The following is a 13,502-nucleotide window of genomic DNA, read 5'->3' as shown; positions in this document are numbered from 1 at the left end:
GCTGCTGCGGTAGTTGGCGTTGTACGCCGTACATCTTGTGTGCATATCATGCGGGCTATGCGGAATGTCATGAAAGGTCGGAGCGCGGGTCTCGTGCTGGCGATCGCCGTGGTCCTGCCGGTCACCGGCGGGCCGGCCCTCGCCCTCCCCGCCGCGCCGGCCGCGCCGTCGGCGAGCCCGGGTGCCGACGATCCGGGGGCCACGCTGCTGCCCCCGCTGCCCGTCCGGCTCGGCGAGGACAACCCCTGCACCGGGATCTCGGGACAGACGGCCACCGGAGCGGCGTGGTCGCAGACGGCGCTCGGACTCTCCCGGGTCCAGCGGATCTCGCGCGGCGGCGGCGTGACCGTCGCGGTGGTCGACACCGGTGTCTCCACCGGCGTCCCCAGCCTGTCCGGCAGGGTGGAGGCCCTCGACGCGGCGGCCGACGACTGCGTGGGCCACGGCACGTTCGCCGCCGGCCTGATCGCCGCCGCACCGCAGACGGGCAGCGGCATCACCGGGGTCGCCCCGCAGGCGGAGATCCTCGCCCTGCGGGGCACCGACGACCGCGGAGTGCCCTCCGTGGAACGCGTGGCCGCCGGCATCCGGACGGCGGCGGACCGCGGCGCACAGGTCATCTACGTCGGCCAGACCCTGCGCACCGGCAAGGCCGAACTCACCGATGCCGTCGCCCACGCCGCCCGGCGCGACGCACTGGTCGTCGCCCCCGCCGCCCCGGACGCCGTGCCCCGCGAGGAGTTGGGGCCCGACGGCGAGATGCCCGAGGGCCCGTACTGGCCGGCCGCGGCGCCCGGCGCGCTCGCCGTCGTGGACTTCGGCCCCGGCGGCGTGCGGCAGGAGAAGGCGCCGCCCGCCCACGAGCCCGACCTGTCCGCGCCCGGCGGCGAGATGGTCAGCGTCGGCCCCGGGGGCACCGGCCACTACATCGGCTCCGGCGCCTCGCTGGCCGCGGCGGGCGTCGCGGGCACCGCCGCGCTCGTCCGCGCCTACCACCCCGACCTCACGGCGGCCGAGGTCGCCCGCCGCCTCCTCGACACCGCCTACCCGTCGGACACCCCGCGCCTCGACCCGTACGCCGCCCTGTCCCTGATCCAGGACCGCACGGCGCCCTCCGCGCAGGCCCCCGTCCCCGCACAGATGCCGGCCCCCGCCGACCCCACCCCCCACACCCGCGCCCTGACGATCGCGGCCGTAGGCCTGACGACGGTCCTCCTGCTCGCAGCCCTGGCCGCGGTGATCCCCCGGGGCCGCACCCGCAACTGGCGCCCCCCGACAGCCCTCTAGCCGCAGCCGCGCCCCCGCCCGGGCGCGGCCGGGAGCGGGGGAGGCGCCCCGCTCCCGGCCCGCCCCGTACGGACGCCTCACGACGCGTCCCCCACAAGCCCCGTCTGCACCTGCAGGGTCTTGCGCCGGGCGATCCGGACCGCCCGCCCCGGAATCAGCTCCCGCCCCTTCACACTCCCGAACAGATACCCCTCACTCGGCGGGCACGACATCAGCAGACCGGGCGTGTTGACCTCCTGCAGCCTCCGCAGCAACGACTCGTTGAGCCCACGCCCGGCCCCCGCCGACGACCGCGCCACCACCAGGTGCAGCCCCACCTCGTGCCCCAGCGCCAGATGGTCGAGGAGCGGAGCGAACGGCTGCGTCATCGGCCCGCCGCCCACCATGTCGTAGTCGTCGACCAGGATGAACAGCCGCGGCCCCTGCCACCAGTCGCACAGCCGCATCCGCGACGGAGCGATGTCCTCGCCCGGGACCCGCTGCTTGACCGCCCGCGCCGCCCCGTCCACCAGGTCCCGCAGCATGTCCAGGGAGACCGCGTGCCCGAGCCGGTACGCCTCGGGAACGCTCTCCACCAGCTCCCGTCGGTAGTCCACCGTCATGATCCGCGCCTCGGCCGGCGTGTACCGCTCGGTGATGCCGCGCGCGACCAGCTTCAGCAGGTTCGTCTTGCCGCTCTCCGTGTCGCCCACCACGATCAGATGCGGGTTCTCGGAGAAGTCGTGCCACACCGGCGCCAGTTCGTTCTCGTCCAGGCCGATGGCGATCCGCAGGCCGTTCTCGCCCTCCGCCTCCGGCAGCTCCTCGACCGGCAGCTTCGCCGGCAGCATCCGCACCCGCGGCGCGGTGGGCCCCGTCCAGTTCTCGGCGATCGCGGCCACCAGCCCCGCGACCCCGTCCGCGAGGTCGTCGGCGTCCTCGACCCCGTCGACGCGCGGCAGCGCCGACAGGTAGTGCAGTTTGTCGGAGGTCAGCCCCCGCCCCGCGCTGCGCGGGATCGTCGCCGCCTTCCGCGAGTCGATCTGCGAGTCCATCGGATCACCCATCCGCAGCTCCAGCCGGGTCCCGGTCTGGTCGCGCACCGAGGACGACAGCTCCACCCAGCGGGCGGTGGTGACGATCAGATGGACGCCGTAGTTGAGCCCGCGGGCGGCCAGCGCGTTGAAGGTGGGGATGTGCCGGTCGAAGTCCTGGCGCACGGTGGCCCAGCCGTCGATGGCCAGGAAGACGTCCCCGTGCGGCTCGTCGGGGAACTCCCCCGCCGCGCGCCGCTTGCGGTACGTCGGCATGGAGTCGATGCCGTGCTCCAGGAAGAACCGCTCCCGCCGGGCGAGCAGGGTGGTGACCTCCGCGATCGTACGGCCCACCCGCTCGGTGTCCACCCGCGCCGCGACCCCGCTCATATGGGGCAGCTCGTCCAGCGCGGCCAGCGTGCCGCCGCCGAAGTCCAGGCAGTAGAACTGCACTTCGCGGGGCGTGTGGGTGAGGGCCAGCGCGGTGATGAGGGTCCGCAGCAGCGTGCTCTTGCCGCTCTGCGGCCCCCCGGCGATGGCCACATGCCCCCCGGCCGCCGACAGGTCCACCGTCAGCAGGTCGCGCAACTGGTCGAAGGGCCGGTCCACGACGCCCACCGGCACCGTGAGCCGTCCCCGCAGCGGCCAGTCCGCCGTGGTCAGGCCGTACCGCGGATCGGGTGACAGCGGGGGCAGGATCTGGTCCAGGGTGGCCGGCCGGCCCAGCGGCGGCAGCCACACCTGGTGGGCCGGCGGTCCCGCTCCGCGCAACCGGTCGAGCGCCACCGACAGCAGCGTCTCCCCGCCGCCGTCCCCCTCGCCCTCCGGCTCGGGCTCCGGCTCGCCGGGCCCGCCCGCCGGGTCCGGGTCCGCGGGCGCGCGCGGCACCACCCACTCCGCCGTCCACGGCACCACCTGCCGCGCCACCTGCGCCTGCACGACGGCCCGGCGCCGCTGGTACGGCCCCGAGACGTACGCGGCCCGGAACCGGGTGAGCGCGTCGACGCCGCTCTTGAGGAAACCGGCACCCGGCTGCGCGGGCAGCTCGTAGGCGTCCGGCACGCCCAGCACACCCCGGCTCTCCATCGCGGAGAACGTCCGCAGACCGATCCGGTACGACAGATGGCTCTCCAGCTGGTGCATGCGGCCCTCGTCCAGCCGCTGCGAGGCGAGCAGCAGATGGACCCCGAGACTGCGCCCGAGCCGGCCGATCATCACGAACAGCTCCATGAAGTCGCGGTGCGAGGCCAGCAGTTCGCTGAACTCGTCGACCACCACGAACAGACTGGGCAGCGGCTGCAACGGCGTCCCGGACTGCCGCGCCTTCTCGTACTCCAGCGCGGAGGTGTAGTTCCCGGCGGCGCGCAGCAGCTCCTGCCGCCGGATCAGCTCCCCGTGCAGGGCGTCCTGCATACGGGCCACCAGCGACACCTCGTCGGCGAGGTTGGTGATGACCGCCGAGGTGTGCGGGAGTTCGTCGAGGCCGAGGAAGGTGGCGCCGCCCTTGAAGTCGACGAGGACGAAGTTCAGCGTCTCGGAGGAGTTCGTCAGCGCCAGCCCCAGCACCAGCGTGCGCAGCAGCTCGCTCTTGCCGGAACCGGTCGCGCCGATCAGCATGCCGTGCGGTCCCGTACCGCCCTGCGCGGACTCCTTGATGTCCAGCTCCACGGGCCTGCCCTCACCGCTCACCGCGATCGGCACCCGCAGCCGGGCACTGCCGGTCGCCTTCTCCCACAGCGTGGCCGGCTCGTGCCGGTGCAGATCGGGGATGTTCAGCAGCGAGGTCAGCTCGACGTCGTTGGCGAGCGGCTTGGAGTCGTCGCCGCCCACACTCATCCGGTACGGCGCCAGCAGCCGGGCGAGCGCCAGCGCCCCCACCGTGCCCAGCCGGTCGGGCCGGCCGAGCACCGTCGACTGCTCCTTGCGGTCGCGGTCGGTGCGCACCAGCGCGACACCACCCTCGTCCACCTCCAGGCGCAGCGTGGTCCGGCCCGGCTTCCACGCGAGCGCCCCGGTGAGGTCGAGCACCACCGCGTTGCGGAACCCGTGCCCGTCGAAACGGTGTCCCGCCGGCACCGTGCAGCCGTCGATCACGACGACCGTGTACGGCTCCTCACGTCCCGGGACCGCGTCGGGGTCGGCGCCCGGCCGCTCCAGGAACTCGGCACCGAGCAGGTTCTCCAGCTCGGTGAAGGCCGAGGCGATCATGCGGGCCGGTCCGGCGCCGTCCTCCTCGTGCCGGTGCAGGCTGTGCGGCAGCCACTTCGCCCACTCCCACTCCGCGCGCCGTTCGTCCGAGACGCACAGCGCGATCCACAGGTCGTCGGGGGAGTGGAACACCGCCAGCTGCGCGAGCAGGGCCCGCGCCTGGGCGCGTATCCGCTCCTCGTCCCCGCGGAACAGCACCTTCGACCAGGCTCGCAGATAGATCGCGATGGGCTGGTCCCTGACGGTGGAGTAGGCCCGGGTGAAGCTGCGCAGCGCGTGTGCCGACAGCGGCTCCAGGTCCTCGACGGGCTTGGTCGACAGCGGCGTCAGCTTCATCGCCAGACGCTGGTCGCCCACGCCCATCCGCACCTCGGCGAAGTCCTCGTCCGACGCCCGCCGCTCCCACAGCCGGGTGCTGCGCACCAGCGACGACAGCGCGTCGGGTTCCGGGTGGCGCCAGGCGAGGGCGCGCTGCTGCTCGACGATGGACGCCCGCACCATGCGCCGGGTCTGCCGCAGGTACCGCAGGTAGTCGCGGCGCTCGCCCTTCATCCGCTGCTTGCGCTCGCCGTTGCGGCGCATGACCTGACCGAGCATCATGCCCGCCGACGCGATCACCATCACACCGAGCGCGATGTAGATGAACCCGCCGCTGTCCCGGCTCATCCCCGGACGCATGAACATCAGCATCATGGAGACCGACATCAGCGCCATCGGCAGATACGTCCACACCGCGGAACTGTCCGGCACGACTTCCGGAAGCGTCGGCGGTTCCTGAAGGCTCAGTTCCCCCGACGGCATTTCGGGCCCTTTGCGGCGGGCCGGCCGGCGGAACAGGATCACGCTCAACGAACGTCCTCCTCAACGATTTCGGAAGGAATTCCGGAGGAACCTCGCGGGAACGTCGCGGGTTTTCCGTAAAGAGTTCAGAGTCCCGCGCGACGGCGGCGGGAGAATTACCATGGGGTTCCGTAACGCTGAACTCCCGGAGTGGTGTTGCGAAAAGCCCGGCGTACGGTCAAACTCGTCGGCGCATGCCCCGTCCGACTTCTCCGTCGCGTTCGGCGACCGGCCGGTGTGCCGCTGCCACCTTCCAGCCACCGCGTATCGCGTGGTCCGCCAGAAAGCGTGAATCCCGAGCCCATGACTGAGATTCAGACGGCAAGCCTGTGCCGCGTCACCGTACGTGCTCCGGCCAGGACCGTCGACCTGGCCGTGCCCTCCGACGTCCCCGTCGCCGATCTGCTGCCCACAGTGATCGGCTACGGAGGGGACGACCTGGAGGAATCCGGCCTGGAACACGGAGGTTGGGTGCTCCAACGCCTCGGCGGTCCACCGCTCGACCCCGAGAGTACCTTGGACTCCCTCGGTCTGCGGGACGGAGAGGACCTTTATCTGCGGCCGCGCACCGAGGCGCTGCCCGAGGTGCACATCGACGACCTGGTCGACGGCATCGCCGACGGCATGGGCCGCCGACCGCACGGCTGGAGCCCGGAGGCCGGCCGGCGCCTGCTGCGCGGACTGGCCGCGGCCACCCTCACGCTGGGCATCGTGCTGCTGGCCATGCCGGGCACGGCGGGCTGGATACGGGCCGTCGCCGCCTCGGCCGCCGGACTGCTGCTGATCGCCGGGGCGGGCTCCGCCTCCCGCGCCGTCGGGGATGCCGGAGCCGGCTCGGTGCTCGGCCTGATGGCGGCCCCCTACTTCGCCCTGGCGGGCTGGCTGCTGCCCGGCGGCGACCTGGGCGGCGCCGACGGCGAGGCCGTCCTCGGCGCCCGGCTGCTGGCGGCGTCCGCGGCCGGCGGCGCGGGCGCGGTGCTCGCCCTGGCGGCGGTCGGCGTGTACCCGGCGCTGTTCATCGGCGCGGCCTGTGTCGCCGCGGCGGGCGCGCTCGGCGCCGCCCTGATCACCCTGGACCTGGCGCCGCAGCAGGCGGCCGGCGTGGTGGCCGTCGTGGTGGTGCTCTTCGGCGGGTTCGTCCCGTCGCTGTCGTTCCAGTTGGCCGGCATGCGGATGCCGCCCCTGCCGACCAACGTCCAGCAGCTGCAGCAGGGCATCGACCCGTACTCCTCCTCGGACGTCGACGCCCGCTCGGCGCTGGCGGACGGCTGGATGACCGCCCTCTACGGCGCCATCGGCCTGGTGTGCCTGCCCTGTCTGGTGGCGCTCATGGCCGCGCCGGGTCTCGCCGAGATCCTCACCGTCGTGGCCTTCTCCCTGCTCCTGCTGCTGCACAGCCGGGGGCTGGGCAACGTCTGGCAGCGGCTGGCGCTGACCTGCGCCGGGGCCTGGGGCGTGGTCCTGCTGCTGTTCGTCTCCGCGCGCTCCCTCGCCCCGGCGGACCGGCTGACCCTGACGGCCGGTCTGATGGGGCTGGCCGCCGCGATCACCATCGCCTCGTGGACCGTGCCCGGGCGGCGGCTCGTCCCGTACTGGGGGCGCGCGGCCGAGCTGCTGCACTCGCTCGCCGCCCTCAGCATCCTGCCGCTGACGCTCTGGTCGATGGGCGTCTACGGCTGGCTCCGCGGCATCAACGGCTGACCCGGGAGAACGGCGACATGCACAGCAAACGCGACCAAGTACAGGCGCACCTCTTCATCATGGGCCGGCTGGCCTCGGCCATGCTGCGCGCCGAGCCGGACGCCCCGGAGAGCCCGCTGGGCCGGACCAACCGCGGCGCCGCGATCGGCGTGATCATCGCCTTGCTGGTGTGCGCCGGCGCCTTCGTCTTCGGACTCCTGCGGCCCGGCGGCAACGATTCGTGGCGCTCGGGGGAGGACCTGATCGTCGACAAGCAGACCGGCGCGCGCTACCTGTACCTGGACGGACGGCTGCGCCCGGTGCGCAACTACGCGTCGGCCCGGCTGGTCACCGGCGGCGAGGTCGGCGTCACCACGGTGGGCACGTCCTCGCTGGCCGGCACCCCGCACGGAACGCCCGTCGGCATCCCCGACGGGCCCGAGGCGCTGCCGGCCACCGGTGACCTGGACCGCACCCCGTGGCTGGTGTGCTCCGGCGTCCTTCCCCGGACGACGGGCGTCGTCACGGCGACCACGACGCTCGCCCTCGGCACCGACGCCCCGCAGGACGTGCCCGGCGGCAGGCAGCTGGGCGAGGGCGAGGGCATCCTGGTCACCGGCCCGGACGACGCGACGTACCTGTTGTGGCAGGGCAGCCGGCTGCGGCTGGACGAGCGGGCGAAGTCGGCCGAGGCCCTCGGGTACGGCGACGTCACCCCGCGTCCCGTCGCCGCGGCGTTCCTCGACGCCTTCCCGCTGGGACCCGACCTGGCCCCCGCCGCGGTGCCCGGCCGGGGCGGGAAGGGCCCCGAGCTGGCCGGCCGGAGCACCAGGATCGGCCAGCTCTTCAAGGTCGACGTGCCCGGTTCCGCCGCCCGCCACCACCTGCTCACGCGGGAGGGTCTCGTCCCCCTCACCGACACCGGGGCGGCCCTCCTGCTGGGCGACCCGCAGACGCGCGAGAAGGCGTACGGCGGGGGCCCCGCGACCGTGGCGACGCTCGGCGCGGACACCCTGGCCGGGCATCTCGCTCCCGACGCGCGGAGCTCGGAGTCGGCGAAGCTGCCCGCGACGCCGCCGAAGGCGGTCACCGTCGCCACCGGCTCCGTGGCCTGCGCCGAGGTCGACTCCGCGGACTCCGGCGTGCGGGTGGGCGCCTCGGTGCTGCCCGAGAACGCCCTGCCCGAGGCCGTGCAGGCGCCGGCGCCCGAGATCGAACCGGCCTGCCTGAAGGTCGACTCCATCGCCGTACGGGCCGGAAAGGGCGCGCTGGTCAGGGCGTTGAGCGCGAGCGGCAGCGCACTGGGCGACACCACGTACCTGGTGACGGACGAGGGCGTGAAGTACCGGCTGCTGTCCCAGGAGGCGGTGAAGGCGCTGGGCTACGAGGGCGTCGAGGCGCGGACGATGCCGTCCCCGATGCTGGCCATGCTGCCCAGCGGACCGGACCTGACCCCCGAGGCGGCGGCCGAGGGCGAGGCGAGGGTGACGCTGAGGTGCCCCGGACGCTAGCGGGCGGGAGGGGGTGAGCGGGCCCCGTCGGCAATCGTCCGCAAGGGAAATTCTTGGCGTCCGCCCGGTCACCTCACGTTCAGCCGGACCCCCGGCGGTCTCCTGCGGACGGCGCCGATGCCCGATCTGTCCGGCCGGACACCCCCACGCCGCTCACTTGAGCGGCGTGAATTCCGTGGAATTGCTCAATTGAGCTTCCGGAAAGGGGACTTCGCGGTTCCGCGGGCAATTGCCAAACAAGTTGTGGCCTGCATAGCATCTGGCCACCCCATGCCCCGGCGCGTCCGTCGTGATCGCCGGGACGCTCTGTCTGCCCACGGAGTGACGTGGGGGCCGCAGTCCGGTGAGTGTCGCCGAAAAGGGAGTTCTCTCATGGCCATGCAGCAGTCCGAAGAACGCGCGACCCGCAACGGGATCATGGCGCTGGAACAGGCCTTCACCGGTGTCCAGCGCTGTCAGCAGGACGTCCAGTCCACGTCGCACACGCTCGCCTCGAATTACGGCGGCGTGGACGGCGGAAAGTACAAGAAGCTGCTGGAGCAGTGGGACGAGCACGTCGACACCATCCTGATCAACCTGGACCGGATGGTCGACGAACTCAACGGCACCCTCACGGAGCACGGGCTGGTGCAGGGATCCACCAGTGACGCGATCGACTCGGAGTACTCACGCTCCACGCAGGTGTTCGACGAGCTCAACGGCACCAACACGTCGTCGAACTGACCCCGGCGCACCCAGCAGATCTCCAAGCCCTTCCCCTCACGTCGTTCTCCCGGTGAATAGAGGAATCCGATGGACTTCTCCGACGGCTACATCTACGTCGACTACAACCATGCCGAAGGCGCGGCGGACGACATGGTCGGCCAGTCCCAGGCGATCATGAGCATCCTGGCCAACCTGGAAATGGAACTGGCCGAACTCCGCAACAGCTGGATCGGTGACGACCGGGACGTCTACAGCGACGTCCAGGCGAAGTGGGACAAGGCTGTCGAGAACATCAAGATCCTGCTGGCCAACCACTCCGGTCTGCTCACCGAGATCTCCACCAACTACCGCTACACGGAGCAGAACCTGTCGCAGCGGTGGGGCGACATCAGGATCGGCAGCCGCTGACGCCGGCCGGTGACGGAAGGGTGATCACGTGGCCGTCACGGTCCTCGACAGCACATTCCTGAAGAACTTCATCAACAACCAGATCGACGGCTTCCGGACGACCCTGGAGAACATCCTCAAGGACAGCCCGACCGCCGGTCCGGCGATCACGTTCATCGCGGACAGCATCTCGACCACGACGATCCTGTCCTCGAAGCCGCTCGTCCTCGGCCCCATGGCCGACGAGAACAGCGTGGTCGGCGGGGGAGCCCTGAACAAGGTCATCCAGCAGGGTGCGGGCGAGGTCGAGCGCATCCTGGAGGACCAGACGGTTCTCTTCGAGGATCTCGAACAGGCTTTGTGGGACACGATCGACGAGCTGGCCAAGGCCCAGGGAAAGAACCTCGAGAACATCACCGCGGACGAGTTCATGGACATTTTCGAGGATGTCGACAGTGATCTCGACAATTCCGGCGGAAACGAAGAGGAAGAGTAGCGGAGTTCGGCGATGGCCAACCCCGAGGACAACAACGACGACTACTGGAAGAAAGCAGTCGACCTGCTCACCGGCTATGTCCTGCCGGAGCGGAAGACGTTGTTCGACACCCTCAAGGGCAACGACGACATCCCGATGATCCACGTCCGGGTGGAGGACGAGGGCGGTCCGGGCTATTCGTCGGGTTTCCTGTCCTCGGGTGGCTGGGGAACGCACAACACCAACTACACCATCCCGTACTACCAGCCGTCCGGCAACGGCACGGACGTCTCCGAAGGCAGCTACCTCTACCAGTACCGCGTGTACATCACCTTCCTCGCCACGCCCTCGGCCGCGCCCCCGAGCGGGGAGGACGTGATCGCGAAGTTCGAGAAGACGAGCAAGGTCCTGATGGACAAGGGCGGCTCGAACAGCGAGGGCGAGAAGCTCGACTGGGACACCAGCGCCCTGGTCCAGTACATCTACGGTTCCAAGGCCGCCCTTGATCAACTGACGATGTGGCCCTACTCCACCCACGGATTCGAGAACCGCGGCATCAAGGTGAGCGACGGCACCTACGTCGACCTGCTCACCTTCACGAAGACGGCCCAGGCGTTCGACCGGGTCGTCAAGTTCTTCCAGGACAGCGCGGTCACCATCGGCAAGTGGGACACCGAGAACATCGGAGAGGGCAGCGACTCCTGGGACGGCACGTCGGCCGCCATCTTCAAGGAGCTCATCCACAAGCTGGCCCGGAACTACGAGGGGTACGCCGACCAGATCGACGGCAAGGGCACCGGGGGCTCCGCGGTCACCATCGACACGGTGACGGTGACGTCCGAGCCGGCCCGGGCGCTGGCCGCGGCCCAGGCCGTCGTCCTCGAGCAGGCGCAGAATCTGCGCGACGCCTGGGGGGCGTGGAGGGCCGAGAGCAATCCGCAGCGCTGGCTCTACGACATGCTGCAGGACGCCCGGTTCAACCTCATCGACAACCAGTTCGACAAGACGGACTTCGAAACGGTGTCCAGCGGCTCCGGGCCGTACACCACCTGGAACAACTACGTGGTGTCGACCGCCGGCTTCCGGAACGAGATCGTCATCGGGGAGAAGTCGTACGGCAAGCCGAGCGACATGACCACGTGGAAGGCGATCGCCGACGAGGCGGTGCGCCGGTGGGAGCAGTCCGTGCAGGACTGGCTCAGCACGAAGGGCGCCGAGGCCATCGTGGCCATCAACAAGGCGTTCAAGGAAGCCGAGAAGGCGTTCGACACCAGCATCACCGACAAGGACAACCGCCCCCTCTCCGAGATCTCCGCCAAGGCGGAGGCCGACGCCGAGAAGAAGAAGGCGGAGGCTGAAGCGGCGGCTGCCAAGGCCCAGGCCGAGAAGGAGAAGGCGGAGGCCAAGGCGGAGGCGGAGAAGGAGAAGGCGGAGGCCAAGGCCGAGCGGGACAAGGAGAAGGCGGAGGCCAAGGCCGAGCGGGACAAGGAGAAGGCCGAAGCCGATAAGGAGAAGGCCGAGGCCAAGGCGGAGGCCGAGAAGGAGAAGGCGGAGGCCAAGGCGGAGCAGGAGGCCGCCAAGGCGGAGGCCGATAAGGAGAAGGCCGAGGCCAAGGCCGAGCAGGAGCGCGAGAAGGCGGAGGCCAAGGCCGAGCAGGAGGCCGCCAAGGCGGAGGCCGAGAAGGAGAAGGCCGAGGCCAAGGCCGAACAGGACCGCGAGAAGGCCGAAGCGAAGGCCGAGCAGGCCGCCGCCAAGGAAGAGGCCCGGCAACAGCAGGCGTTCGTCCTCGCGCAGAACCAGAAGGCTCAGGACGAGGCGAAGAAGGAACGGGAACGGGCCGCGGCCCAGGCCGAAGCCGACCGCGCCGAGGCCAAGGCGGAGCAGGAGGCCGCCAAGGAAGAGGCGGCGAAGGAGAAGGCCGCGGCCAAGGCGGAGCAGGAGCGCGAGAAGGCCGAAGCGAAGGCCGAGCAGGAGGCCGCCAAGGCGGAGGCCGAGAAGGAGAAGGCCGAGGCCAAGGCCGAGCAGGAGAAGGAGAAGGCCGAAGCGAAGGCCGAGCAGGCCGCCGCCAAGGAAGAGGCCGAGAAGGAGAAGGCCGCGGCCAAGGCCGAGCAGGAGGCCGCGAAGGCCGAAGCGAAGCAGGAGCAGGCGGCCGCCAAGGCCGAGGCGGAGAAGGAGAAGGCCGGGGCCAAGGCCGAGCAGGAGGCCGCCAAGGCGGAGGCCGCCGCCGAGCGGGAAGCCGCCAAGCGGGACCAGACCGACGCGCGGTCCAGGGCGGAGGCCCAGCAGGAGGAGGCCCGCCGCGAGGCCCTGCAGGAGCAGCAGCAGGCCAGGCTGGACGCCCAGAACGCCAAGGCCGAGGCACAGGCCGACTACGAGCAGCAGAAGGCCGAGGCCCGCGCCGAGCGCGACGCCGCCCTCCAGGAGGCCGACCGCCAGGAGGCGGCGGCGCGACAGGAGTACGAGCAGGAGAAGGCCGAAGCCCAGGAGCAGCGGGACCAGGCGCGCCAGGACGCCGAACAGGAACGCGCCGAGGCACGCCGGGAGTACGAGCGGGAGATCGCCGCCGGCACCGACGAGGAAGAGGCCCGCGAGGAGTACGACCGGCGGATCGAGGAGATCGACGCCGCCGAACGGGAGGCCCTCGAACGGGCGGACGCCGCCGAGGCCGAGGCCAGGAGCGAGTACGACCGGGCGAAGGCCGACGCCCAGGCGGACCGCGCGGAGGCGCGCACCGAGGCCGAGCAGGCGCGCAAGGACGCCAAGGCCGAGTACGACCAGCGCATGGGCGACATCCAGGCCGAGTACGACCGGATCAGCGCCGATCAGAAGGACATCGACGAGCTGATCCGGCAGCGCATCGCCGACCTCCCCGAGCCCCCCGACCTCTCCGCCTACAACCCGGGCGGCTCCACGGGCTCGGCGGGCTCCGCGTATTCCTCCGCGTTCAACGACAACCTCTACAATCAGGACGACCTCACCTCGGCGCTCGGCCGTCCACAGGGCAGCGACGCCCTGGCGGGCGCCTCCGCCGGCACTGGCACCGGCACGGGAGCGGGATCGCCGGGGATGTACCCGCCGATGGCGCGCGGCGCGGGCGGCGAGGCCGGCGGCAGCAGCGGCGAGCGCACCAGGACCGTCATCGAGCCCGGGGTCGGCCGCTCCGGCCGGACGGCCGCCACCACGCCGACCGTCGACGACGAGGAACACCGCGTCGTCCCCAGGTCCACGCAGACCAGCAGCAGCACGCCCTTCATGCCGCCCATGGGAGGCATGGGCGGGGCGGGGGACAGGCCGCAGACGGAGAGCGGGGACAGGGAACGGACCACGTGGCTGGCCGAGGACGAGGACGTCTGGGGCACCGACGAGGGCGGCGCGCCGCAGGCCCTGGGACGCTGA

8 protein-coding genes are annotated in these 13,502 nt (G+C 71.5%); 7 read left to right on the top strand and 1 reads right to left on the bottom strand.

All coding sequences use genetic code 11. The features are described 5' to 3' along the window. The first annotated feature begins 69 nt into the window (after nt 1-69). Nucleotides 70-1,287 carry a S8 family serine peptidase gene (locus tag ACFXAE_RS03460; RefSeq protein WP_384707299.1) on the top strand — a complete coding sequence of 406 codons (1,218 nt, stop codon included), beginning with the start codon at nt 70-72 and terminating at the stop codon, nt 1,285-1,287. 77 nt (nt 1,288-1,364) lie between these two features. Here ACFXAE_RS03460 and eccCa read toward each other — a convergent pair whose 3' ends face one another. After that, nucleotides 1,365-5,351 carry a type VII secretion protein EccCa gene (eccCa, locus tag ACFXAE_RS03455; RefSeq protein WP_384707390.1) on the bottom strand — a complete coding sequence of 1,329 codons (3,987 nt, stop codon included), beginning with the start codon at nt 5,349-5,351 and terminating at the stop codon, nt 1,365-1,367. Nucleotides 5,352-5,651: 300 nt separating this feature from the next. Here eccCa and eccD point away from each other — a divergent pair, with 300 nt between their 5' ends. The 6 genes from eccD (at nt 5,652) to ACFXAE_RS03425 (ending at nt 13,502) form a co-directional block, all read left to right on the top strand. Then, nucleotides 5,652-7,049 (top strand): type VII secretion integral membrane protein EccD, encoded by a 1,398-nt coding sequence (gene eccD, locus ACFXAE_RS03450; RefSeq protein WP_384707296.1) that lies wholly within the window; start codon nt 5,652-5,654, stop codon nt 7,047-7,049. A gap of 17 nt (nt 7,050-7,066) precedes the next feature. Then, a complete protein-coding gene (gene eccB / locus ACFXAE_RS03445) occupies nt 7,067-8,539 on the top strand; it encodes a type VII secretion protein EccB (RefSeq protein ID WP_384707293.1) in 1,473 nt (490 codons plus the stop codon). 372 nt (nt 8,540-8,911) lie between these two features. Continuing rightward, nucleotides 8,912-9,262, top strand: a complete 351-nt coding sequence (locus ACFXAE_RS03440; protein WP_384707290.1) for a hypothetical protein — start codon at nt 8,912-8,914, stop codon at nt 9,260-9,262. 69 nt (nt 9,263-9,331) lie between these two features. After that, the gene (locus tag ACFXAE_RS03435; RefSeq protein WP_384707287.1) at nt 9,332-9,652 is read left to right on the top strand and encodes a WXG100 family type VII secretion target; all 321 of its coding nucleotides are present in this window, start codon (nt 9,332-9,334) and stop codon (nt 9,650-9,652) included. Between the two features lie 28 nt (nt 9,653-9,680). Continuing rightward, a complete protein-coding gene (locus tag ACFXAE_RS03430) occupies nt 9,681-10,127 on the top strand; it encodes a type VII secretion system-associated protein (protein WP_384707284.1) in 447 nt (148 codons plus the stop codon). 12 nt (nt 10,128-10,139) lie between these two features. Then, nucleotides 10,140-13,502 carry an AAWKG family protein gene (locus ACFXAE_RS03425; RefSeq protein WP_384707281.1) on the top strand — a complete coding sequence of 1,121 codons (3,363 nt, stop codon included), beginning with the start codon at nt 10,140-10,142 and terminating at the stop codon, nt 13,500-13,502.

This window comes from Streptomyces sp. NPDC059454, from assembly GCF_042749965.1.
Classification (GTDB): Bacteria; Actinomycetota; Actinomycetes; order Streptomycetales; family Streptomycetaceae; genus Streptomyces.
The sequence above is the reverse complement of the archived record's forward strand: the minus strand, read 5'-3'. Positions and strand labels throughout refer to the sequence as shown.